The 23,366-nt window shown below is 46.6% G+C and carries 16 protein-coding genes; 13 read left to right on the top strand and 3 right to left on the bottom strand.

The window, feature by feature from the left end:
• Window positions 1-126 precede the first annotated feature (126 nt).
• A complete protein-coding gene (locus AB4Z50_RS10395; RefSeq protein WP_441878576.1) occupies window positions 127-1,356 on the top strand; it encodes a DUF418 domain-containing protein in 1,230 nt (409 codons plus the stop codon).
• Here AB4Z50_RS10395 and AB4Z50_RS10390 read toward each other — a convergent pair.
• On the bottom strand, window positions 1,335-2,468 hold the full coding sequence (locus AB4Z50_RS10390; RefSeq protein WP_441878574.1) for a winged helix DNA-binding domain-containing protein: 1,134 nt from the start codon (window positions 2,466-2,468) through the stop codon (window positions 1,335-1,337). The genes AB4Z50_RS10395 and AB4Z50_RS10390 overlap by 22 nt on opposite strands.
• Before the next feature lie 123 nt (window positions 2,469-2,591).
• Window positions 2,592-6,665 carry a bifunctional 2',3'-cyclic-nucleotide 2'-phosphodiesterase/3'-nucleotidase gene (locus tag AB4Z50_RS10385; protein WP_441878572.1) on the bottom strand — a complete coding sequence of 1,358 codons (4,074 nt, stop codon included), beginning with the start codon at window positions 6,663-6,665 and terminating at the stop codon, window positions 2,592-2,594.
• A 241-nt stretch (window positions 6,666-6,906) separates the two neighbouring features.
• Here AB4Z50_RS10385 and AB4Z50_RS10380 point away from each other — a divergent pair, with 241 nt between their 5' ends.
• The 10 genes from AB4Z50_RS10380 (at window position 6,907) to AB4Z50_RS10335 (ending at window position 18,941) form a co-directional block, all read left to right on the top strand.
• Window positions 6,907-7,218: a Dabb family protein gene (locus tag AB4Z50_RS10380; protein WP_076268814.1), complete on the top strand. Its 312-nt coding sequence runs from the start codon at window positions 6,907-6,909 to the stop codon at window positions 7,216-7,218.
• A 99-nt stretch (window positions 7,219-7,317) separates the two neighbouring features.
• Window positions 7,318-7,986, top strand: a complete 669-nt coding sequence (locus AB4Z50_RS10375; RefSeq protein ID WP_441878570.1) for a bifunctional 2-keto-4-hydroxyglutarate aldolase/2-keto-3-deoxy-6-phosphogluconate aldolase — start codon at window positions 7,318-7,320, stop codon at window positions 7,984-7,986.
• A 109-nt stretch (window positions 7,987-8,095) separates the two neighbouring features.
• Window positions 8,096-8,986, top strand: coding sequence for a glycoside hydrolase family 43 protein (locus AB4Z50_RS10370; RefSeq protein ID WP_441878568.1), 891 nt, complete (start codon window positions 8,096-8,098; stop codon window positions 8,984-8,986).
• 101 nt (window positions 8,987-9,087) lie between these two features.
• Window positions 9,088-10,473 carry a class II fumarate hydratase gene (gene fumC / locus AB4Z50_RS10365; RefSeq protein WP_076268818.1) on the top strand — a complete coding sequence of 462 codons (1,386 nt, stop codon included), beginning with the start codon at window positions 9,088-9,090 and terminating at the stop codon, window positions 10,471-10,473.
• A gap of 158 nt (window positions 10,474-10,631) precedes the next feature.
• Window positions 10,632-12,581, top strand: coding sequence for an ABC-F family ATP-binding cassette domain-containing protein (locus AB4Z50_RS10360; protein ID WP_441878566.1), 1,950 nt, complete (start codon window positions 10,632-10,634; stop codon window positions 12,579-12,581).
• Window positions 12,582-12,626: 45 nt separating this feature from the next.
• Window positions 12,627-13,259, top strand: a complete 633-nt coding sequence (locus AB4Z50_RS10355; RefSeq protein WP_441878564.1) for a fumarylacetoacetate hydrolase family protein — start codon at window positions 12,627-12,629, stop codon at window positions 13,257-13,259.
• A gap of 136 nt (window positions 13,260-13,395) precedes the next feature.
• On the top strand, window positions 13,396-14,100 hold the full coding sequence (locus tag AB4Z50_RS10350; RefSeq protein ID WP_441878562.1) for a winged helix-turn-helix domain-containing protein: 705 nt from the start codon (window positions 13,396-13,398) through the stop codon (window positions 14,098-14,100).
• Window positions 14,097-15,407, top strand: a complete 1,311-nt coding sequence (locus tag AB4Z50_RS10345) for a sensor histidine kinase (protein ID WP_441878560.1) — start codon at window positions 14,097-14,099, stop codon at window positions 15,405-15,407. Before AB4Z50_RS10350 ends, AB4Z50_RS10345 begins: the two co-directional genes overlap by 4 nt.
• Before the next feature lie 97 nt (window positions 15,408-15,504).
• Window positions 15,505-16,191, top strand: coding sequence for an ABC transporter ATP-binding protein (locus AB4Z50_RS10340; RefSeq protein ID WP_441878558.1), 687 nt, complete (start codon window positions 15,505-15,507; stop codon window positions 16,189-16,191).
• On the top strand, window positions 16,185-18,941 hold the full coding sequence (locus AB4Z50_RS10335; protein WP_441878556.1) for an ABC transporter permease: 2,757 nt from the start codon (window positions 16,185-16,187) through the stop codon (window positions 18,939-18,941). Before AB4Z50_RS10340 ends, AB4Z50_RS10335 begins: the two co-directional genes overlap by 7 nt.
• Window positions 18,942-19,034: 93 nt before the next feature.
• Here the strand turns inward: AB4Z50_RS10335 and AB4Z50_RS10330 are convergent, their stop codons facing one another.
• A complete protein-coding gene (locus AB4Z50_RS10330) occupies window positions 19,035-19,481 on the bottom strand; it encodes a Dps family protein (protein ID WP_430055183.1) in 447 nt (148 codons plus the stop codon).
• 412 nt (window positions 19,482-19,893) lie between these two features.
• Here AB4Z50_RS10330 and AB4Z50_RS10325 point away from each other — a divergent pair, with 412 nt between their 5' ends.
• Together AB4Z50_RS10325 and AB4Z50_RS10320 are read left to right on the top strand one after the other, a co-directional pair.
• Window positions 19,894-20,913, top strand: a complete 1,020-nt coding sequence (locus tag AB4Z50_RS10325) for a LacI family DNA-binding transcriptional regulator (RefSeq protein ID WP_441878554.1) — start codon at window positions 19,894-19,896, stop codon at window positions 20,911-20,913.
• Between the two features lie 147 nt (window positions 20,914-21,060).
• Window positions 21,061-23,352, top strand: coding sequence for an alpha-amylase family glycosyl hydrolase (locus AB4Z50_RS10320; RefSeq protein WP_441878552.1), 2,292 nt, complete (start codon window positions 21,061-21,063; stop codon window positions 23,350-23,352).
• The last annotated feature ends 14 nt before the right edge of the window (window positions 23,353-23,366 follow it).

Raw genomic sequence — 23,366 nt, 5'->3', positions numbered from 1 at the left:
CGTTTTATGCTAGCACACCAACCTTAACATCTGTTGAACAAAATTGAAAAAAATTAAGCTGCTGTTATGATTCCGTTTGTTCGCTGTTCAATTGGAATCCTTATGATTGGGTAAGAGGTGATGGGAATGATAAATCAAAATGAAACGGGACAGCGAATTCGCGTTATTGATGCGATTAGAGGGTTCTGCTTGCTTGGCATCTTGCTGGCGAACATGCTTATTTTTCAATATGGCATTTATGGGAAAGAGGAAATGCAGCTATTTAATCCTACTTCTACTGATGAAGTGACGCATCAAGTTCTCAAGGTAGCGGTGGAAGGCAGCTTTATGCCTATCTTTATGTTTTTGTTCGGCTACAGCCTCTTTAAGCTGCGCGAAGGACTAGTCGCCAAGGGGCTTAAGCCAGCGAGGTATATGGTACGGCGCTTTTTTATGCTAATAGGGCTTGGGCTTATGCATAGCATGCTCCTTTGGGAGGGCGATATTCTACTTGCATATGGGATCGCCGGTTTTTGCTTATTGTTGTTTATCAAACGGAAGCCAAAGACGCTTATGATATGGGGAGTAATTTTGAGTGTCTTAATGGCTGGCATAAGCTTCGGAATGGAGAAGGATAAACCAGAAGAGAAAGCTCGCATGCAGGAATATGTGGTAGAATCCAAAATGGTGTACGGGGAAGGGACCTATCAAGAAATTATGAACTTCCGCCAAGATGAGGATCCATTAGAAATACCTGCGGCAGTCATGGCGGTGCTTGTAGTTATGATTCCATTTATGCTGCTGCCAATGTTTTTGTTTGGAATTGCAGCTGCGAATAAGCAATGGTTCCATAATCCGAAGCGAGAGAGACGCAGATATGCGTGGATCGGCGGTATTTTGCTGCCGCTGGGTCTATTATCGAAAGGCGTGGCAGTGCTTCAACCAGAGTGGGCTTGGAGCGGCGTATTATTGAGTTTGGGCGGACAATTGCTGGCCTTTGGGTATATTTTTGGTCTTGCGTTCGTCATGTCCTTTTTATCTAAACGATCCTATATCATTATGGCATTTGAATCGGTAGGACGAATGTCTATGACCAACTATTTAATGCAGACGGTGATTTGTACCACTATATTTTATGGATATGCGTTGGGCTGGTTTGGAGAAATCGGTGTGCTTAACGGCGTACTGCTTGGCATAGCCATTTATGCCGTTCAAGCCGTTGTGTCCAGCTTCATCCTGTTCTGGTTCAAAAATGGCCCATTTGAGCGACTGCTTCGCATTGCAACATATTGGTCGTTTAGCGGAAAAGCTCGCGTTTCGAAAAAAGCAGCAGATGCACAGGCTGCGGATCATACTTATTTTAGCGCTATGAACTGAATATCATGCGAGAGGGAGCTGCCTGCAGCGAATGTGAGCAGCTTTTGGCCTTCTTCCACTAAAGCATCATGATCTGCTGCGCTTAACTTCTCAAATGATTGCATGATGAGTGCAGCGGTTTCGTTGTTTTGTTCTATTTTCCACGTGCCGCGGACGAATCCGTCTATTAAAAACGTAGAGCGAATAATGCCGTTAATTGTGAACACGAGCGGTTTATACTTTTCATCCAAAATGCGGCTGCGGTCAGAGTAGGAGAGCAGCATATTATCGAACTCGGATAGAAAGCGCGGCGGAGCTATCGTGTCGCCGGGCGGCAAGGGAGCATCCGGCAAATCAAACAGCTCATTGCCCTTCTCATCGGAGAAGGTACGCAGGCTTGGACGCAGCTGTTCTATAGTCTCGCGGAGCTTGCTTAGCCCAGACCAAACTTGCATATCCTTAATGGTTGCGGGGCCAAAGGAGCCAAGGTAACGCAGCAGCATCGTCTTGAGGGAAGGAGAGTTCGCAAGCGATTGACCAAGCCAAGCTTCCGCAGATGTATGTGTTGCTTGACCACTAAGTCCCCATACACCGCGAGGCGGGATTTGGACGAGCGGGACGAGAGTACGAATGGCAGCGCTAAGGGCAGATGGGTCAACATTAGGCCACTCTAACGCGAGTAGATGGCCGAGTTCGTTGAATGTGCGAGGCTGCTCCTCCACTAAAGCGCGACCAGCTTCACGGATAGCTTCGAGGTCTACGTTTTGCAGCATCTTTCCGTATGTACTAAACATGCCTTTTTCTAAAGCAGGTTGAAGCAAGGGCCTCATTTCCAAACCGTCACGCGCACTGACCAGATGAATCGTAGAGCGCATGAGAGCAATGCGCACGACTTGACGCTCCGTGATGAGCCTAGAGAGCTGCTCCTGTCGGAAGTTCTCAAGCCGTGTCCATAACGCGAAATAGGGCGGGTTAGGCGCTTGTGACTGAATGGCAACCAAATGCTGGATGGCCTCCAGCACGGATATATTGGATCTTCGCAGCAGCATTTGCCGCTCAAGCAAAGCTCTGTTTAATTGGCGCGTTCCTAAAATAGGTCCTGCTGCATTCTTTGCTCGCTTAGATGAAGCCATGCAATGAATCCCCTCTCTATTTACGATTCGGTTATTTTTCATTGTTCACTTTATTATACAAAAAATCCCCCTCGACCGGTGCGAATGAAGCCTCGGCGAGGGGGATTTTCTTTTAACAGGTGATTAGTTCACTTTAGTAAAGCGGCCTTCAATTTTTGCCGAGATAGTACCGGTTGTGGATTTCGCATTAATATATGTGATCGTAGCGTCAAGATCTACAGGACCAGCCTCACGGTTTGTTCCTTTCAAGAGCACCGTGTAGCCGTCGCCGCCTGTTGCCATAAAATCGTTTACGACAATCGTATAGGCTGCTGCGTCATCTAGAACAGTGCCATCGGCTTTCTTGATTTCAACAATCTTTTGGCCGTCTGGCTTGCTATCGTCATACTTATATGTGAAACCGGAAATTTGGCCAATCTTCGGGCTTGTTCCTGCCCATTGCTGATTCATCAGCTCTTTCATTTGCGCGCCAGTCAGCGTCATCTTAATGAGCACATTGCCGAAAGGCTGTACGGAGAACATGTTTCCGTAAGTGACATTTCCTTGTGGAAGATCATTACGAATTCCGCCTGAATTCATGAATGCAAAGTCCGCTTTCATTACTTCGCGCATGCCATCGGCAATTAGGTTTCCTAGCGCTGATTCGCCGGAAGCGTTAGTTGTACGTGTAATGGCAGCATCCGTTTTAGTAACCGGTGCGTTCATAACTGGAGCGTTCAGCTCTTGGTACGATTTGATCATTTGTGCAATTTCTGCATCCGGCGTAACGCCTTCGCGTTTCACTTCAACGACTTCGCCTTTAGCGGAAATAACATTATGCGTTGCACGATCGATAACTAGATCCACATCAGAGAATGCCGTACCATAAGAAAAGGCTTCAATGACAAGTTTGCCGTCGATCATTTTGTTCAGGCCGCCATGGTTGTGGCCTGCGAAGATGACGTCTACATCATCATCAACGTTGTTAGCCAGATCGACAACTTCGCCAGTTGGAGCGTCGGCTTTGCCATCGAATGGATCATGCGCCAAAATAACGATGGTGTGCACGCCCTTCGCTTGCAGTTCTTTCACTGCTTTGTTAACCGCTGGAGCTTGCTCGATAAAGTTAAGGCCTTTAATGCTTTCAGCTTTTACGATAGAAGGCGTAATATTCGTTACGACCCCGATAAAACCGACTTTAACTCCGCCAACTTCAAGTACTTTGTAGGCGTCAAGCAGCGGCTTGCCGTTTGCATCCACTACGTTTGCAGCGACATAAGGGAAGTTTGCACCGGCGAAATCCTTGCCCGTTTTCGGGTTTTTGCCTCCGTTGATTAAGCGGAGTGCCTCAGCTGCGCCAGCGTCAAACTCATGGTTGCCGAGTGTGCCGATATCGAAGCCGAGACGGTTCAAGAAATCGATCGTCGGCTCATCCTGCAGCATCGCGGATACCGGTGCGCTAGCACCAACCGCATCGCCAGCATGCACAAGCAGCGTGTTCGGATTCGAAGCTTCGCGTTGTTTCAAATATGTGGCCAAATAATCCGCGCCTCCGAGTGTCGACACGACTTTGCCCGCTGCATCTTTTACATCTTTTTTGTAATCCAATTGTCCGTGGAAATCGTTAATGCCCAGCAATTGTACCGAAATATCGCTGATCAGCGTATGAACGACTTTCACCGCCTCCGCACGAGTCGATGACGCTTTAGGGACAAACTTGCCTTCGCCGCGTCCGTTCATAACCCCGCGGTCAACTACGATATTCACGCCAGCTTTTGCCCAAGCACTAATTTGAGCATCGTCGGCCATTTTTTTGCTTTCCGCTACGATCGTCTCTTTGCCTGCTTTGAGTTTCAATGCGTTGCTTGCCATTACTGCCATTTGCTCACGCGTAATTTTGTCGTTCGGAGCAAATTTGCCTTTGGAAACTCCGTTAACCAAGCCGTTCTCGCTTGCCGCTGCAACGGATTCCGCATACCATGCAGTCGCTGGAACATCGGTGAACGAGCCTTTGCTTTTCGCAGTCAATTTCAAAGCTTTCACGAGCAGTGTCGCGAATTCCGCGCGGGTAACGTTCGTGTTTGGCTCAAAAGTGGTATCGGTTTTGCCTGTAACGATTTGTTTTGCAACCAGCTCATTAATAGCAGGGGAAGCCCAGTGAGAAGCTGGTACATCAGTAAATAGCTTGTTTAGGTCGAGGGAGAAGATGCCGAAGCCCTTTTCATCGACTTTATCCAAGTAACGGATGTTGTTCGTCGTTTTAGCATACTCCGCCGCTTTTGGAGATGAAGTGAATGTAACCTTTACATCGCCCATAACTGGAGCAATCGACCAGTTGTTATCGATCGATGGGTTGATTTGCTTATTGGTGCTAATGTAATCCATTAAGATTTGGCGGTTTTCGTCCGGTGCGTCAATAATATATTTACTTCCTTTAACGCCTGGGAAGTTGCCGCCGCCGCCAGCACGGTAATTGTTAGTAATAACGATGAAATCTTGATTTGGATCTACCGGCTTGCCTTTGTAGTTTAACTTAATGATCCGGCTGGAAGCTGCATCATTAATCGTACCATCAACTTTATATTTAGCTGGTTTGGTAACGTCAACTTGGTAAGTTACGCCATCGATCACATCAAAGTTATACACTTGGAATGAAGGATTAAGCAGTTCTTGCTCTTCCGATTTGCTTGGATCGATTTGATTGAATTTGCCAGCAGACATTTCCAGCCATTCTTTCACAACAGAACCCTTAACCATGATCGCTTTAAGCGTGTTGTCGTAGAGATAGAGATCGCCTGCACTCTTAATCGCGAGCGGGCCGGCTTTAATTTCTGTGAATTCCTCAACGCCATTGCGTCCCGCCTTGAATGGAGCGCCTACGGACAAGATTGGCGTGTCCTTGTATTCTGGCAGGTTTTTCTTAATATAGTTTTCAACATACCATTTCTGTGCGTTCGTTACGATCTGAACAGAAGGGTCGTCTTGTACGAGCGCAAAATAGCTGTGAATCGGCGCTGTTGTTGTTCCGATAGGGTTGTTTGCGTATTTAATCGTTGCTTCGTGGTCACCATTCACGGCGTCGATGATCGCTTGATCGATTTCAACAAGCGGTTTCTTCGCTGCGCTATCGTAAATCGCTTTCGTGGAAGACTGGGAGCCAGCAACTTTCCATTTGCCATCCTGTTTCTCTAGCGACAAATCAATAATTCCTAGATTGCTTCCGCCGTATCCAGCTTGCACGGCTGGCACTCCATTAATCGTGCCCTTCGCATTGTCAACGCTTGCATATACTTTGCCAGAAGCATCCTTAAATAAAGCGTCGAGCGATTTCTCGTCAACTGCAGGGAATACTTTATGAGTATGAGAGAATGTAATTGCATCAATACCAGACACCTTGCTTAGAAGCAGTACAGCATCCTCCGCGTTAGTATTTGCTTGAGAGTTGGCATTAAAGCCCGTGTGCGCCATAGCAATAATAATGTCTGCGCCTTCCGCTCTCATTTTAGGTACAAATTTCTCAGCAGTTGCGGCAATATCCTTCGTAATGACTTTGCCTTCAAGCCAAGTTTTGTCCCACTGTGTAATTTGCGGAGGTACAAAGCCGATAACACCGATTTTCAGCGTCTGCTCCTGACCGGATTCATCAACGACTTTTTTCGTAATAATTTTGTAAGGCTCAAAGCGGTTCACATCGTTATCCGGATTCGAGTCCTTATCATCGATATATACGTTTGCGCTCACATAAGGGAAATTGGCGCCTTTAAGAGCGTTGTCCAAATAATCTAATCCATAGTTGAATTCATGGTTGCCAAGGGTAGCAACGTCGTAGTCAAGTTGATTCATGGCCTTATAAACGGGATGAATCTCTTTGTCTTTAATTGGAGCTACGACAGCCTTGTAAGTGCCAAGCGGCGTGCCTTGGATAAGGTCACCGTTGTCAACAAGGAATGTGTTCTTTGATTCTGCTCTAGCCGCTTTAATCAGATTTGAAGTTCTAGCAAATCCGACCGTATTGGAAACGGCATCTTTGTAATAATCGTACGGCACAAGATTGGTGTGAATGTCTGTTGTTTCCATAATTCTGAGTTTCACGCTGGACCCTGCATCCGCTGCTGCTGCGAACATACCGTTAAACGGCATCGACAGTACGAATAAAGTCAATGACGAGACAGCGAGCTTTCGTAAACCCTTTTTCCCCTTAAGCTGACCTTCTTGCATTCTACCAATCTTCCTCTCATGTCATAAATGTTAACATAAACATAATAGAGCAGAAGCTACTAAATTCCAATACTATCGTTTCGGAATTTAATAGAACCAAGCTTATAATAATGTATATTTTGAAAAAAGAACAAGAACAAAAAATGGAAGGCTTTGTATCGAAAAGCGTTCCACTTAGCAGCTTGTTTATGTTATTTTTATAGGAACAAAACCATTTCATAGAGAAGAAGGAGTGAAACGTATGACAACGCAAACAAAAGACTGGATATTGCACTCCGTCATTTTTAACTTGAAGCATGAACAAGGCTCTGCGGAGGAACAGCAGTTTTTGGAGGATGGCGAGCGGATTCTTACTTCGATTCCGTCTGTAAAGAACTTTCAAGTGTATAAGCAAGTAAGCGGGAAAAATGACTACCGCCATGGCTTCGCCATGGAATTTGCGAATCAGGCTGATTATGATGCTTATAACGAGCATCCGCTGCATGTGCAGTTTGTAAATGAACGTTGGGTGACAGAAGTAGAAAAGTTTCTTGAAATCGATTACGCGAAGTAGGACATTCCATTGAAGATTTAGCTAATACGACATATAATGAGCGGTATAGACTACACATTTTCGAACAAATACGAACATAATGGGAAGAGGGACTAAGGGATGAAAAAGCTTAGAGTGCTTCAGCAGTTGACGGATGCCGGCGTCGTGGCGGTATTGCGTGCGGACTCGCCTGAGGAAGTTGTGGAAATGTCACGCCGTGCAATTAAAGGCGGTATCAAAGCAATTGAAATTACGATGACAGTACCATTTGCACTGCGTGCCATCGAGCAATTATCCAAAGAGTATTCAAGCTCCGTATCACCTGATGCTGACAACTTTGCTATTATCGGCCTCGGCACAGTACTAGATCCAGAAACGGCACGCGCTGCTATATTGGCAGGGGCGGAATATGTCGTTTCTCCAGCGCTTAATCCGGATACGATCAAGCTTTGCAATCGCTATGCGGTTCCTATTTTGCCGGGTACAATGACCATTCATGAAATTCAAACGGCATTGGAGCTGGGCGTTGATATCGTGAAGCTGTTCCCAGGCAACCTATATTCACCAAGTGTGATTCCTTCTATTAAAGGGCCGTTGCCGCAGGCTAACGTTATGCCAACCGGCGGCGTATCGCTCGACAACCTAAAGGACTGGATCAAAGCGGGCGCGGTAGCGGTCGGTATCGGATCCGATCTAACGAAGGACGCTGTAAAAACGGGCGACTTCTCGCTCATTGAGCAGAAAGCCGCTGCTTATATCGCAGCTTACCGCGAAGCAAAAGGACTTTAATCAAATACCTGACGGAGGCTGCCTCTGTCAGGTTCTTTTTTTTGAAATGTAAAAAAGGATATCATTTTCTCATAGTTACGTGACTAGTTTAGAGGGGGAAATCCAGCCAATGCTGAAACGAGAGCAAATTCGAATTCGTGATCCTTACATACTCGTAAATGAGCAAGAGAAATGTTATTACCTATACGGGACAACGGATGAGAATGTATGGTCAGCTCCAGGGACGGGGTTCGATACGTACAAAAGCACTGATCTTGAGAATTGGGATGGGCCTTATCCAGCCTTCAGGCCAGCGCCTGGTTTTTGGTCGGATCATCATTTTTGGGCGCCAGAAGTGTATGTTTACGATAACAGCTACTATATGTTTGCTTCATTTAAGTCAGAGGATAAGCGGCGCGCAACACAGGTTTTAATATCGGAAAGCCCTCTTGGGCCTTTTGTCCCACTTACAGATAAGCCCGTCACTCCATCGGAGTGGGAATGTCTTGACGGTACGCTGCATATCGAAGCAGATGGAACGCCATGGATGGTATTTTGCCAAGAATGGGTGCAGGTGAATGATGGTAAAATGTGCGCCATTCCATTGACCGCAGATTTAAAGGAAGCGGCTGGAGAGCCGATCACGCTTTTCTCCGCGTCGGAAGCAGCTTGGGCCATTCCATTTGGCGATGATCATAACAACTATATAACAGACGGTCCTTATCTATATCGTAATCAAGCAGGGGAGCTGCTTATGCTTTGGTCAAGCGGTTCGAAAAATGGCTACGCTATTGGGATCGCCCGTTCAGCCAGCGGAACGATTGAAGGGCCATGGACGCAGGATGCGGAGACGCTTTTCCCGCAGGATGGTGGACACGGCATGTTATTCCGCTCATTGGAAGGACAGCTTATGCTTGCCATGCACGCACCCAATAATGAGCCGGATGAAAGAGCAGTATTTATTGAAATCGAAGAGGAAAACGGTACGCTGCAGCGAAAAGTAAAAGCACAGTCCTTATAACCAATTTGGGAGCTTTGCTTGATTCTGAACAGGAATAGCGTTATAACAGAAACAGGGTCAAAAAAGAGAAAACACAATTGATTAAAGGAGTCGTTCAATTAATGGATTATCGTATTGAGAAGGACACAATGGGCGAGATTCAGGTTCCTGCGGATAAGCTATGGGGCGCACAAACGCAACGCAGCTTGCAAAACTTCAAAATTAGCGGTGAGCGCATGCCGATCGAAGTGGTGTATGCGATGGCTTATATTAAAAAAGCAGCCGCGCAAGCCAACGAGAAGCTTGGCGTTTTGGATGCAGCAAAATCAGCGATTATTGGTGAAGCGGTAGACGAAATCGTTTCAGGCAAATGGGATGAGCATTTTCCATTAGTCGTATGGCAAACAGGCAGCGGCACGCAAACGAACATGAACGTGAATGAGGTTATTGCTAACCGTGCGAACAACTTGCTTGCAGAACGCGGAAGCGAAGTGCGCATCCACCCGAATGATGACGTAAACCGCTCACAAAGCTCGAATGATACATTCCCTGCAGCGATGCATATTGCTGGCGTAATTGCGCTCGAGGATCGCTTGCTTCCATCTCTTGATCTACTGAATGGCACGCTTCGCGCGAAAGCGGAGAAGTTTAACGATATTGTAAAAATTGGACGTACTCATCTTCAAGATGCTACACCAATTACGCTGGGCCAAGAAATCAGCGGCTGGTACTCCATGCTGGACAGAACGCGCGCTATGTTAGTTCAAAGCGTAGAAACAATGCGCGATCTAGCGCTTGGCGGTACGGCAGTTGGTACGGGCCTTAATGCTCACCCTGACTTTGCAGTCGCAGTAGCGCAAGAAGTAACGGCGCTTACGGGCAAAACATTTGTAACGGCAGAGAACAAATTCCACTCGCTTACAAGCCACGACCAAATCGTATACACGCATGGTGCCGTAAAAGCGCTGGCGGCTGATTTGATGAAAATTGCAAACGATGTAAGATGGCTGGCAAGCGGTCCACGCTGCGGCATTGGTGAAATTTCGATTCCTGAGAACGAGCCGGGCAGCTCGATTATGCCAGGTAAAGTTAATCCAACGCAAAGCGAAGCTTTGACGATGGCAGTATGCCAAGTGATTGGCAATGATACGGCTATTTCGATGGCAGCAAGCCAAGGAAACTTCGAGCTAAACGTATTCAAACCAGTTATCATCTATAACTTCCTGCAATCAGTAGCCCTTCTTGCTGATGGCATGGTTTCATTCAACGACAACTGCGCGGTTGGCATCGAGCCAAACGAAGCGGTAATCAAACGTAATCTAGATCAGTCGCTTATGCTGGTCACAGCGCTTAATCCGCATATCGGCTACGAGAATGCGGCTGCCATTGCCAAAAACGCTCACAAAAAAGGACTAACATTGAAGGAGTCGGCTATCGCGAGCGGCTTGCTTACTTCAGAGCAATTCGATGAATTTGTTCGTCCCGAGAACATGATCGGAAAGCGTTAATAAACAGCGAAATAAGAAAGGATCAGCTCTTGTCTCATGGGACAAGGTGCTGATTCTTTTTGCTGTACAGAGGTTCATGTAATGATATGGGCTTTTTATGGTATGATACGAGGGGCTGCAATCGCAGCAATACTATTCCAAAAAAGTAGGTTTGTCTCATGCATTTATTATCTGTAGAACATATAACGAAGAGCTATGGCGAGAAGCTATTGTTCGAAAATGTAACATTTGGCGTAGAGGATGGCGACAAAGTCGGCATCATTGGTGTGAACGGCACAGGGAAGTCCACCTTTCTTAAGGTGATTGCGGGCCTAGAACAAGCTGACTCAGGCACAGTGTCGATCGGCAACCGGGTAACGGTTAGAATGCTGGCGCAGGACCCGGTATTTGCTCCGAACGAAACGACGCTGGAGCATGTGCTTGGCGGAGATTCTCCTCAGCTAAGAGCTGTGCAGGCTTATGCTGCGGCAATGGAAGCGATTGAGCTTAATCCAAGCGATGTAGCGCTGCAAGATAAGCTGATTAAGGCAAATCAGCTTATGGATGAATTTGATGCATGGCAGCTGGAGAGCGATGCGAAGATGGCGCTGTCAAAGCTTGGCATTAATGATTTTGAAGCGAAGGTAGAGACGTTGTCCGGCGGCCAGCGCAAGCGTGTCGCTATGGCAGCTGCTTTATTGCTTCCTTCCGATGTGCTCATTCTGGATGAGCCTACGAACCATATCGATAATGATTCCGTAGCTTGGCTCGAAGGCATGCTGCAAAAACGCAGAGGCGCATTGCTCATGATTACGCATGATCGGTATTTCCTTGATCGTGTCAGTAACCGCGTCATCGAGCTCGATAAAGGCCAAGCCCATTTCTATCAAGCAAACTACAGTCGTTTCCTTGAGCTGAAGCTGGACCGCGAGGAGCGGGAAGCTTCGACGGAATCGAAGCGTCAAAATTTACTGCGCAATGAACTCGCTTGGATCAGACGAGGAGCTAAAGCAAGATCGACGAAGCAAAAGGCGCGTATCGATCGCTTTGAGGCGCTTAAGGCAGATGCACCGAAGCAAGCGGGCGGGAAGATGGACGTATCGGTAGCTTCGACTAGGCTGGGCCGGAAAATCCTTGAAATGGAAAATGTGAAAAAAAGCTTTGGTGATCGGACCCTTATTCGCGATTTCAGCTATATTGCCGTTCCAGAGGACCGAGTAGGCATCGTCGGACGCAACGGAAGCGGGAAATCAACGCTAATGAAGCTGATTACAGGGCAATTAACGCCAGACGAAGGAACCGTGGACCTTGGTACAACAGTCAAGCTGGGCTGGTTCTCGCAAGAGCATGAAGAGATGGATCAGTCTTTGCGAGTGATCGAATATATCCGCGAGGGCGCTGAGCAAGTAAAGACGGCTGATGGCTCGACCATATCGGCGGGACAAATGCTGGAGCGTTTCCTATTCTCCCCTACGATGCAGTGGACACCGATTTCGAAGCTGTCCGGCGGCGAGAAGCGCCGCTTGCAGCTATTGCGCGTGTTAATGAATGCACCGAATGTGCTGCTGCTCGATGAGCCGACGAATGACTTGGATATTTCCACACTTACAGTGCTGGAGGATTATCTTGACGATTTCCCGGGCGTGGTGTTCGTTGTCTCTCATGATCGTTATTTCCTTGATCGGACAGTAGACAAAATTATCGCGTTCGAGGGCAATGGCGTTATTGCACATCACACTGGCAACTATTCAGATTACCAAGCGTTTGTTGAGAAATACGGCGCTGGAACTACGCCATCAGCGGTTGCAGCCGACACAGCCGTTGCAAAAGCGGCTTCGAGCGCAGAGGTGAAAAGTACAGAAGCGGCTGCGAAAACCGCGGTTAAGGGACGTACACTCAAAATGTCCTATAAGGATCAAAAGGACTTTGAGCAAATTGATGGCTGGATTGAGGCTGCGGAAACCGAGATCAGTGAAATCGCCTCACGCATGGAAGCTGCAAGCAGCGATTCTGCTCGTCTCCTAGAGCTGGCAGCAGAGCAGCAGCAGCTGGAAGAAAAGCTGGAGAAGCTAATGGACCGCTGGGCAGAACTGAATGAATTGGCTGAGCAAATCGCTGCCCAGAAGTAAACGAAACCGATTTAACCTAGTTGAAATAGAAAGGCGGCATTGTTCATGAGCAGCAATGAGATTCGTAATATTTATTGTATCGGTCGAAATTATAAACTTCACGCTTTGGAGCTTGGCAATGAGGTGCCTGATAAGCCGCTCGTGTTTACAAAGCCGTCGCATGCCATTGTTCCAATGGCAGGCAACACCGTAGATCTTCCCGGTAATGTAGGCGAGGTGCACTTTGAGCTTGAAATCGTACTGCGGATTGGCCGTGGGTATGAGCCGGGCATCGATCCAGAACAATGCATTGACGGCATGGCGCTTGGTTTGGACTTAACACTTCGTGACGTTCAGTCCAAGCTGAAGGCTAAGGGACAGCCATGGCTTGCGGCCAAAGGGTTTAAAAACTCAGCTCCGCTTGGTGAATGGCTTCCTTATCCAGGTGCAGCGGCTCTTGCTGAAAACGAGTTTGTGCTCTTGCGAAATGGCGAAGAGGCGCAGCGCGGCAAAGCCAGCGATATGTTATTCAGCGTATCGGAGCTGATTCAATTCGTAGGAGAGCATTACGGGCTTGGCGCCGGCGATCTTCTATTCACAGGAACGCCAGCAGGGGTGGCTGCTTTGCATGATGGTGACCAGCTGCAAGCATTATGGGCAGGTACAGCTGTAGGCAGCTGCAGCGTAAAGTTTGTATAAGATCAATTGATTATCATTTCGCGGCAGCGAGTTTGTTTAGCGAACATCCATAGATTTGTATGAAAAGACAGTTCTTCCCTACTTGGAAGAACTGTTTTTTTATGCAACAATTTATTTAGGGGAGTGTGAGTGTAAGATGAAAGTCGTTTGGATTGAGGATGAGCAGCAGCTGCTTCAGGAATGCGCTGATTATTTGCGGAAAGAATCGGTGGAGGTTTATGGCGCTTCCTCATTGACCGAAGCGGAGCCGCTCATTAAGCAGATGAATCCGGATTTGCTGCTAGTAGATTGGATGCTGCCCGGTGGAGCGAGCGGAATAGACATTTGCAAGCGTAATGAAAAAGAGTGGAAGCTGCCCTTCATTATGGTAACAGCCAAGGGTGATGAATTCGATAAGGTGCTGGCACTGGAGCTTGGCGCGGACGATTATTTGACGAAGCCGTTTGGGCTTCGTGAACTAAGTGCGAGAATTAAAGCGGTTATGCGCAGAGCAAGCAAGCATGGCGAGCCATCCCTTCCTGCGCCTGATGAATCGATTATTTATAGAGGACCGCTCATGCTCGATCAGCAGCGCTTCACAGCTGTGCTCAATGAGCACAAACTTGACTTGACCCGTACTGAATTTTTGCTGCTGTGGAAGCTCGCGGCAAATCCAGGCAGAGTGTTTACACGAACACATTTGATGGATGAGGCGCTTGGCGACGGTTTTCTCGGTTATGAGCGAACGCTCGATTCACATATTCGCAATTTGAGGCGTAAGCTGGAAGGCGGCGATGAGAAGCGTGAGCTCATTCAAACCGTGTATGGAGTTGGCTATCGTTTTACGGAGGAAGTACTGTGAAGAGCTATAGCAGTATAAGCATGCAGCGTGAGAAGCTTAGATTAGTTTACATATGTATGATTGCTGTCATTGTTGCATTTATTTGTACCTTATGGATGATGAACAGCATCGATCGGACTGAGCTTAAGAAGACGCAGCTGTTTTGGAATGGATACGCTAAGCTTTTTTATGAGACGACGGGAAGCTGGATCGGTCTTGAGGATCGGCTTCAGCATGATCGTTACATGATTTCCGGACACAAGTCGCTGTCCATTATCGTTTATGACAAAGATGCAATAACCGAGATAGCCACGCTGGTCATTAAGCAAAATACGGATAAAGACGAGCGGAAAATAGCCGTACTCTCAAATGGCTCGATTGTCGGGTATACGCAGGTATCGACTACAGCTCAGAAACTTATAAGTATGAGAATGGTATTGCCGCCGCTGTTGCTCGCTATGTTGATATACAGCATTGGATTATGGGTTATTCAACGCTCGCACAATGTTTCAAAACAAACGGAGCGGCGAATAGCGGCGTTAATTTGGGAGCGAGCCTCTTTATCAGAAAATCATCGTATAGACGGGGACAAGCAGCTCACGGATGCGCTCGATCAAATAGATGGGCTTGTGCGGCGTGTAGAACGTCTAGAAACGGTTAGGCGAACGATGGTAGCTGACATTGCTCATGAGCTTCGAACGCCGATTGCAGTCATGCGGACGCAGCTGGACCATGCCATTCAGGAGGGACTGCCGCTGCCATTAGCGCGTACTGTGTCGCTTCATGATGAGACGCTGCGTCTCACTAAGTTAGTTCGAGATTTACAGGAGCTGTCGCTAGCGGAATCTGGCCATTTGTCCTTAAGCAAAAGCTGGTTTTCACTTACCGCGCTAGCTGCGGCGGTTGCTGAGACGCTAGTCGTTCAATCGGATGAACATACGATACAGGCAACGGTACATATGGAGCATGATATTCGTATTTATGCGGATGAAGCAAGGATCAGGCAAATTATTATTAATTTGATTGGGAATGCGCTGCAGCATGCACGCCATGAGCTGCGAATCGAGCTCAGCTTAGAAGCTGGATATGCGGAATTGACGATTATCGATGATGGTTTGGGAATTGAAGAGGAGGAGCTTGCTTTTGTTTTTGACCGCTTTTACAGAGGAGCTGGGCAAGCTAGAGCAAGCAAACGCGGCTCAGGGCTGGGCCTTGGGCTCGCCATAGCGAAGCAATTCGCGCATGCCCACAGCGGAACGCTTGATGTGTCGAGCAGTTATGGCAAAGGAGCTGCGTTTACGTTAAGCCTCCCCATCATAAAAGACTAGCCATCTGCACAAGTTCTGCATATTTGCTCCATTAAGAATGCATATCGATTTGATAAAGTGATAGCATTCAATGGAACAAGGGGTGAGATTTGAAGAGATGATAAAGATAAAGGAATTATGTAAGACGTATGGCAAGGGAGAAGCAGCGGTCAGAGCGCTGAGGGACGTATCTTTTACAATTACTAAAGGAGAAATGGTATCCATTACGGGTGCCTCCGGTTGCGGCAAATCAACGCTGCTGCATATTATGGCTGGCATCGAGTCCAGCGATAAAGGTGAAGTATGGATTGGAGACGCGCCCATCCATTCATGGGAAGACGAAAAGATCGCTAAGCTGCGGCTTGCGAAGATGGGGTTCGTGTTTCAATCCTATCATCTCATACCGGTGCTGAATGCTTGGGAGAATACGGCGCTGCCGCTTATTGCCGCAGGCAGTGATGCCAATAAGGCCAAAGAGAGAGCGCTTGAAGCGCTCAAAGAGGTTGGGCTGTCTGATAAAGCTAATCAATATCCTAATCAACTATCAGGCGGTCAAAATCAACGAGTTGCTATCGCTAGAGCTATTGTGGGGCGACCCGATATCATTTGGGCAGATGAGCCTACAGGCGCGCTTGATACGGAAACGGCGGATCAAATCATTGGGATGCTGGAGATGCTCAATCGCCATTACAACACAACGATCGTTATTGTGACGCATGATCAACAAGTAGCTAACCGAACATCACGCACCATTCGATTGCAAAACGGACGTGTTATCCATGATGGGGGCGTTTCGTCATGCTAACGTCTAGTCTTGTATGGCGAATGGCGCTGAGTCATCTGAGAAAACAATGGAAGCAGACGTTGATCACGATAATGGCTGGAGCCATCGGGGCCATGCTGATTGCCATTAGTGCTGTAAACTATGAATCGGTCGAGCGAAGCGGGGCAGCTTGGATTGAGAAGCATCTAGGCCCGATCAACTGGAAGCTAACGCCGGAGAAGCTTAATTCTGACGGTTTCTCCGCGGAAGAGGCTGCATTTTTAGTAGACTTCTCACGAAAAAGCGACTATACGATTCTTCCCTATGTAAAGGCGGAAGCGGCTGTTTTTGCTGAGGCTGCAAATACGGGTGAGCAATCCATTCTGAAAAATATGCTGTTTATGGGCTTCTCTATGGAGGAAGCTGCTAGGTTTGATCCTGCCTATGAAAACTTATGGACAAATGGCTTGGCTGACGATGAGCTTATTATTAACCGTGACATAGCCAAGCTTCTGCATGTTGACGTCGGTGACGCGCTTAAGGTTACTGTCTCAGGCAAAGATGAGTTATTTCGCATTCGTGCGGTAGTAGAGCAGCGAGGACTCACTGGCTACCAAGAATATGGTGCATTTGCCGGTACAATAATCGGTACGGAGCAAGCTGTGCGTCAAATGTCTGGCCAAGCTGGAGATGGCTATGAGGCTATACTGGCGGGAAACTCTGATCCATCTGTAAACTTGGGCGGCATGTTTTTTGTTTCAGGCCACACCTACAATGTAGAAAATTTGAAAAGCAAATATAAAAATGAAGTCGATGATATGAACTATTCGATCATTATTGGAATGATCAGTATTGTAGCCGTTATATCGAGCATGCTGTTTATGCGGCAGGTGCTGGTCATGATTGGCGACTCCAGGCGGGAGATGTACGGTATTCTACGAGCAATCGGATTCTCGCGAGACAATATATCTGCGATGTTCATGGTTGAAGCGCTCTTGCTGTCAGTAGCCAGTGCGATGCTTGGTACGCTGATTGGGTTGTCTGGCGGTTATGGATTGATTCATTTTTTTTATAGCTTCTATGCTGCGGACCTGTCTCAAATGGCTGGACTCGTTGTGCCGATTACAGCTCATGTTTCGATCCTAACAGCAGTAACTGTATTTGCTGCAACCTTGTTGTTTCTTCTTATCATTTCTGGATTAACAGCTCGTAAAGCAAGCAGATTCAATATTGTTGAAGCGCTGCGAGGGCCTTCAGCGGACGGCGGGACCTTGCGAGCGAAAGGGTGGAAACGAACACGAAACCGCTGGGTAATCGCTGCGGGTTTATCCGCTACTTGTGTTCATTTCATATTTGCATTTATCGATCCGCCTGAATTAACGAATGACAACATGCTTACCATTGTGCTTACTTGGATAGCATCCGTGTTTACAGTGTTATTTATCGTGCTTAATGTAGTGGGGAAAATGACTGTCCCGCTGCAAAAGCTGCTGCGGCTTATTGGTGTTCCGCCGATATCCATGCTCCTTGCTGTTAAATACCCGAATCAACATAAAGGACGAACGTACACAGCAGCGCTTTTATTTGCACTTGTTATGATGTTGATTACATTTTTGGTTGGGATTACGCAGCTTATACAGGCTAGCGGAAATGTAGATCGCATAAATCAAACTGTCTTAGGTTTTGGTGGTTATGCTGTATACCAATCTGAGCTGGAGAAGGATAAAATTGAAGCGGTTGCCGCTGCTGACCCGTTGATAAAGGAGCATATAAAGGGGAAAGTTGTCGTGGAGCCTTATATGCTTAGTATGCAGGAGAACGGCATAGCTCAAGCTATTATACCCGTTACGAAGGAGCTCCTGCTTAATAACAACTTTGCATTAAATGCGCGATCGCCAGCGTTCTCAAGCGATGCTGAAGCGTGGCAGGCTGTACTGAATGACCCTGCATATGTGATCCTGCCTGACTATTACAAAGAGAAGAGCTCTCTTTTTCCTAAGCCATTATTAAATCTGAAGGCAGGCGATAAGATTACGCTTCCTGTATATAAGAGCAAGCTCCGATCGAGAGAAGAAGCTTGGGTTCCGGCACAGAAACGAGATTTCATTATCGCTGGTTTTTTAAATAACGACGCAGCTTCCGGGTTAATAGATTTCTATGGTACAACCTTGATGAACAAAAAAGTTGTAGATGAGCTGCGTCCGCTTGGTCATAAATGGCCCAACCAAACCGATCTTGGCTTCGTTTTATTTCAATTTGATTATAAAGACATTAAGCTGGCTAAGGAGCTGGAGGAAAGATTTGCACTTGAAGGCGTACTGGCCTTTCATGTTCCTTATGTGCAAAATACAGCGGAGCAATTGATTAATAAACAAATTGGCTATGGATTCATTGGTTTTACGGTTATATCCGCTCTTATTGGTTTACTAGGTCTTGCGATTATTTTGTTTAGAGCCGTGCGCGAGCGGAGCAAACAGATCGGAATGATGCGCTGCATCGGCGTTCCCGGCAAGTCCATATTTTGGATGCTGTTTATCGAAGGTTTTGTTATAAGCTTGATGGGTTTGTTGTCAGGCTTAGCGATAGGCCTTAGCGGGGTTCATATGTTTGTCGAGAGTGTGAAAGAGGATTTGAAAGGCGATAAGTCGGCTCTCCTGTATGAGTATCCATTCGATATTGTTTTTCCCATTATAGCTGGCTTGCTGCTGGCCTCTCTGCTCATTAATATTACGCCAGCAAGGGCAGCACTCAAGCTCAAAGCGGTTGATGTTCTCAAAATGAGCAGCGATTAAAATGGATGTATCAGGCTAGAACACTAAGCAAATAAAGGAGCTTCGACAGTGAGTATACTGCCGAAGCTCCTTTTTGCATAGGACGAGCAACAATTATTTTCCATTAAAAGCGGTTAGCATCCATACATGCTTCTCAAGTGTCGTATGAATAGCAAGGAGCATGTCGGCTGTTGTTTCATCGTCAGCCTTTTGTGCGGCCTCCATGCCGTCTTTCAGTTCACCGATTACGGTTGTAAAATCTTTAATCAATTGCTCAACCATCTGTGTCGCATCTTCTTTATTGGATGCTTCTTCAATGCTTGAAGTTTTCAAATAATCTTTCATGGTTGCGATAGGCGTACCCTTCACGGCAAGCAAGCGTTCAGCGATTTCATCGACATGAAGCGCAGCTTCTTCATAAAGCTCTTGGAATTTTGCATGCAAAGTGAAAAACTGGGAGCCCTTTACGTACCAGTGATAATTGTGCAGCTTGATGTAAAGTACGCTCCAGTTGGCGATTTGGCGATTCAAATGTTGTTGTACAGTTGTAGGTGTTGTCATAATGATCATCCTTTCTGATGGTAGTTTGCGCTATTTGCAGTCAGTGAATACAAAAATGGAAAGGTTGATTGCAAATTCTGAATTAAATTAGACTAACTCCTTGTTTATAATTATTACAAACTAGAAGATGTCTGTCAATATGTATACACCATTTTGTTAGAGTTGAAACATCGTATTGTCATTGAAGCTCATTTTTTTTTATTACGGAATGGAAGAGGCCATCTGACGGAACAAAATAGAGCGCTTACAAAATAATGATTGACAGAAATATACAGGATAAAATATAGTATGAATTATTAAATGAAACGTTTAATCAATTATTTATTAAATTCATATATCTCCTAATTTAAACTCTTTGTTCATAAGTGTTTAACGTAGATGAAACGTTTAATTATTGTAAAGGTGGTTCGTCATGAGTCAGGAACGAATAACGATTAAAGATGTTGCTAAACGCGCAAAAGTATCGATTGCTACGGTATCCAACGTACTGAATGGAACAGGCAGAGTAGCGCCTAACACGGTTCAGTCGGTTCAAGCAGCTATCGCTGAGATGAATTTCACGCCAAGCATGTCCGCTCGCAATTTAAAGGATAAGAAATCATCGCTAATAGCGGTCATTGTCCCTTTCTTGGAGAAAGGCAGACTGCATGACAATCCGTTTTATTGGCAGCTTGTTACGGGCATTGAAGAAGGGGCACGGAATGAGAAGCTGCATGTCCTTCTTGTTGGGGTAGAGCCGGATGAAACCTTTTCATTCGTTCGTGAGCGCCATTTGGATGGTTTGATCATTATTGGCGTATTTGAGGGTTCACCGATATACGAGCGAATTTTAGAGTTGAATGTGCCTTGTGTGTTTATGGATAGCTATTTAAAAAACAATGAGCTGTACCAAGTTGGGTTGGATGATGAGCTTGGGGGTTATATCGGAACAAAACATCTGCTATCACTTGGACACCAGAACATCGCATTATTGACCGGGACACTGCTGGAAGAAGGCGTTAATCATAGACGGTGGCTCGGCTATAAGAGAGCGCTGGAAGAAGCAGGGATGGCCTACCAAAGCGACCATGTTTTCGAGGTTCCTACCTCCTCCATTAGCGGTTATCGCACGGCATCTCAAATCGCTTCAAGAGGACAGGAGCTAACGGCTGTATTCGCTTTATCGGATGTTCTCGCTATTGGATTAATTAAAGGCTTGCATGATCTCGGTATCGTTGTGCCGCGTGATGTATCCGTAATGGGTTTTGACGATAATCAAAACAGCCATTATATGGTGCCCGGCTTAACGACCGTTCATCAGGATATTGTGCTCAAAGGACAGACGGCTGTGAAATTGCTGACTGCACAAATGGATAAGGATGCTGCTATCGATCGAAAGGTCGTAATTGGAGTCGAGCTGACGATTAGGCAAAGCACAGCAGTAAAGAAATGAACAGAAGCAGCGCGATAAGCAGCAATCTATGAAGGGGGTGATGCCAAACTTCTAGGAGCCTAGGTGAAATAATGCGTCTAAACGGAGGGTATTTTGTTGAACTAGGCAATAAATCTGCATTTCAAAATAGTGGGGAGTGTTGAATGGATGAAGGTTATAGGGAAAAGGTTAGCTTTGTTCGTATTAGCAGCAGCACTTGTATTGCCGGCAATTAGTGTTAATCCAAGAGAAGCAGAGGCATTAACCGCATCGTCCGCGCTTAGTCCAGTTACGCCAAAGGATACGGTGTACCAAATTATTACGGATCGATTTTATGATGGCAACACAAGCAATAATATCCCTGCTGGCTCCTCCGCTGCTTTATTTGATGATGCGAATGGCGATGGCAAAGGGGATGGCAATGATTTAAAGCTTTATCAAGGCGGGGATTGGCAAGGGATTATCGACAAAATTCCTTATTTGAAAAATATGGGTGTAACAGCTGTTTGGATATCCGCACCCTACGAGAATAGAGATACAGTAATTGAGGATTACCAGCCTGGCGGCGGCATGAATAAATGGACGAGCTTCCATGGCTATCATGTTCGCAATTATTTTGCGACGAATCAGCATTTTGGGCTGATGAAGGACTTTGAGAATCTTCGTGATGCTCTCCATAATCAAGGAATGAAGCTGGTCATTGATTTTGTAACGAATCATACGAGCCGCTGGCAAAACCCGACTAACGGCAATTCTCCAGAAGACGGCAAGCTCTATGAGCCGGATAAAGACGCAAGTGGTAATTATGCCTTCAATGCTGCTGGCAACCCTTACGATTACAACAACGATGGCAAAATAGAAAACCTAATCGCCGACCCGAATAATGATGTAAACGGCTGGTTTCACGGATTAGGCGATCGCGCCGGCGACAATTCTCGTTATGGCTTCCGTCATAAGGAACTCGGCTCGCTTGCGGATTTCTCGCAAGAGAATGCCAATGTAGTTGCGCATTTGGAGAAGGCAGCGACGTTCTGGAAATCGAAGGGCGTTGATGGCTTCCGCCATGATGCAACGCTGCATATGAATCCTGCATTCACAAAAGGTTTAAAAGACGCCATTGACTCCGCTGCAGGCGGACCGCTCACTCATTTTGGTGAATTTTTTATCAGCAGACCTGACCCGAAATATGATGAATTCCGTACCTTCCCTGACCGTACAGGCGTGAATAATCTTGATTTTGAATTTTATCGTTCTGCAACAAATGCTTTCGGCAACTTCTCCGAGACGATGTCTACTTTCGGTAATATGCTGACACAAACGAGCGCCGATTATTCCTATGAGAATCAAGCGGTAACATTCCTCGACAACCACGACGTTACGCGGTTCCGCTATATTCAATCGAACAATAAACCTTATCACGCTGCGCTCGCAACGCTTATGACATCACGTGGAACACCAAATATTTATTATGGTACGGAGCAGTATATGTCCTCCGCGGACAGCAGCGATATTGCTGGCCGTTCATTTATGCAGAAGGCGGCTGCTTTCGATGAGACGACAACTGCTTTCAAAGTAATCAAGAATCTATCGGCCTTGCGTCAGTCCAACGAAGCGATCGCTTATGGTACAACTTCCATTCTGTACAGCACAGACAATGTTCTCGTTTACCAGCGTCAGTTCTACGACAAGCAAGTGATTGTCGCTGTAAATAGACAGCCAGATATTTCGTATACGGTTCCTGCAATTAATACAACGTTGCCTGTAGGAACTTACACAGATGGATTGTCCGGCCTGCTAATGGGCGCGTCGAATACGGTTGCGAGCGTATCAGGGCAAAATAAAATTTCAAGCTTCACGCTCTCAGGCGGCGAGGTAAACATTTTGGCGTACAATCCATCGCTTGGCACTACGGTTCCAAGAATCGGAGATGTTGTTTCTACCTCAGGACGCCCAGGCAATACCGTTTATATTTACGGAACGGGCTTAGGCGGCACGGCTACCGTGAAATTCGGTACGGTTGCTGCAACAATCGTATCTAACAATGATACGTTTATCGAAGCTGTCGTTCCAGCTGTAGCTGCCGGTTCACGCAGCATTACGGTTACGAAAGGAACAAATGTCAGCAATAGCTTTACTTACGAGGTACTGTCGGGTGATCAGGTGCAGGTCATCTTTAAGGTCAATGCCACAACGACAGTTGGACAAAATATTCATATCGTCGGCAGCATTCCTGAGCTTGGCAGCTGGGATGCAGCTAAATCGACGGAAGCGATGATGAATCCGAACTATCCAGTATGGTTTCTGCCGGTAAGTGTGCCGAAAGGGACGACCTTCGAATTCAAGTTCATTAAGAAGGACAGTCTCGGCAATGTCATCTGGGAGAGTGGAACGAACCGCTCGTTTACTTCCCCTGCGAGTTCGACTGGCACGTCTGATACTGCCGTCTACAATTGGTCTTGATGTAAATCAGCAGC

The sequence above is a fragment of the Paenibacillus sp. 2TAB26 genome (assembly GCF_052115145.1).
In the GTDB taxonomy this organism is placed as follows: Bacteria; Bacillota; Bacilli; order Paenibacillales; family Paenibacillaceae; genus Pristimantibacillus.
This window is presented reverse-complemented; position numbering and strand designations above follow the sequence as displayed.

Bases quoted from the DNA above. Each gene is read 5' to 3' on its own strand.
- AB4Z50_RS10395 (WP_441878576.1), top strand. From the start codon at position 127: ATGATAAATCAAAATGAAACGGGACAGCGAATTCGCGTTATTGATGCG.
- AB4Z50_RS10390 (WP_441878574.1), bottom strand. From the start codon at position 2,468: ATGGCTTCATCTAAGCGAGCAAAGAATGCAGCAGGACCTATTTTAGGA.
- AB4Z50_RS10385 (WP_441878572.1), bottom strand. From the start codon at position 6,665: ATGCAAGAAGGTCAGCTTAAGGGGAAAAAGGGTTTACGAAAGCTCGCT.
- AB4Z50_RS10380 (WP_076268814.1), top strand. From the start codon at position 6,907: ATGACAACGCAAACAAAAGACTGGATATTGCACTCCGTCATTTTTAAC.
- AB4Z50_RS10375 (WP_441878570.1), top strand. From the start codon at position 7,318: ATGAAAAAGCTTAGAGTGCTTCAGCAGTTGACGGATGCCGGCGTCGTG.
- AB4Z50_RS10370 (WP_441878568.1), top strand. From the start codon at position 8,096: ATGCTGAAACGAGAGCAAATTCGAATTCGTGATCCTTACATACTCGTA.
- fumC (WP_076268818.1), top strand. From the start codon at position 9,088: ATGGATTATCGTATTGAGAAGGACACAATGGGCGAGATTCAGGTTCCT.
- AB4Z50_RS10360 (WP_441878566.1), top strand. From the start codon at position 10,632: ATGCATTTATTATCTGTAGAACATATAACGAAGAGCTATGGCGAGAAG.
- AB4Z50_RS10355 (WP_441878564.1), top strand. From the start codon at position 12,627: ATGAGCAGCAATGAGATTCGTAATATTTATTGTATCGGTCGAAATTAT.
- AB4Z50_RS10350 (WP_441878562.1), top strand. From the start codon at position 13,396: ATGAAAGTCGTTTGGATTGAGGATGAGCAGCAGCTGCTTCAGGAATGC.
- AB4Z50_RS10340 (WP_441878558.1), top strand. From the start codon at position 15,505: ATGATAAAGATAAAGGAATTATGTAAGACGTATGGCAAGGGAGAAGCA.
- AB4Z50_RS10335 (WP_441878556.1), top strand. From the start codon at position 16,185: ATGCTAACGTCTAGTCTTGTATGGCGAATGGCGCTGAGTCATCTGAGA.
- AB4Z50_RS10330 (WP_430055183.1), bottom strand. From the start codon at position 19,481: ATGACAACACCTACAACTGTACAACAACATTTGAATCGCCAAATCGCC.
- AB4Z50_RS10325 (WP_441878554.1), top strand. From the start codon at position 19,894: ATGAGTCAGGAACGAATAACGATTAAAGATGTTGCTAAACGCGCAAAA.
- AB4Z50_RS10320 (WP_441878552.1), top strand. From the start codon at position 21,061: ATGAAGGTTATAGGGAAAAGGTTAGCTTTGTTCGTATTAGCAGCAGCA.